At 46.2% G+C, this 621-nt stretch carries 1 protein-coding gene; it reads left to right on the plus strand.

All coding sequences use genetic code 11. The annotated features are described in order from the left end of the window. Positions 1-621: MSCRAMM family protein (locus tag ADIAL_RS11475; RefSeq protein WP_034303571.1), on the plus strand; the 621-nt coding region annotated here is incomplete at both ends.

A 621-nucleotide genomic window follows, 5' to 3' on the forward strand; every position in this document is an offset into this window, starting at 1 on the left:
ATTTTTGCCGAATCAGAAGATGAACCTGAACAGCTCGATTTAGGAAGCTTTGAAAATGTTCAAGGTAGTGTCCAGTTCCAGAAAATCACAAGTCAGGGAGAAGCCTTGTCGGATCCTGTCTTTAGTCTTTACCGAGATGGCGAAAAGGTAAGAACAGACATCCAGCCCAACAGCGACGGAAAAGTCTTTGTAGACGATCTAGAGCCGGGAAGGTATACATTCAAGGAAGTCAGTGCTGCTGAAGGCTATATATTAAACACCAACACGCTGGACTTTGTTGTGACAGACGTTCATGCAGGAGCATTGGACACGATAGATCTTGGCAACTTCATCAACTACCAGGGCAGTGTCAGACTGCACAAAACTGACCCCGACGGGTCAGCCTTGGCCGGGGCACAATTCGAGCTGAGACAAGGTGAAAATGTCTTGTCGAAATGGGTTACAGATGAGTTTGGGGCGTTTACAGTAGATAAATTGGCGCCGGGTGACTATACGTTTGTAGAAGTAAAAGCACCAGATGGCTTTGCGGTAAATACAGAGCCCATCGATTTCACAGTGGACGCTGAACAAGCTGGAGAACCCAAACTGATAGTGCTGAATCCATTTATCAACTATCAAGGA

The sequence above is a fragment of the Alkalibacterium sp. AK22 genome, assembly GCF_000585255.1.
Lineage (GTDB): Bacteria > Bacillota > Bacilli > Lactobacillales > Carnobacteriaceae_A > Alkalibacterium.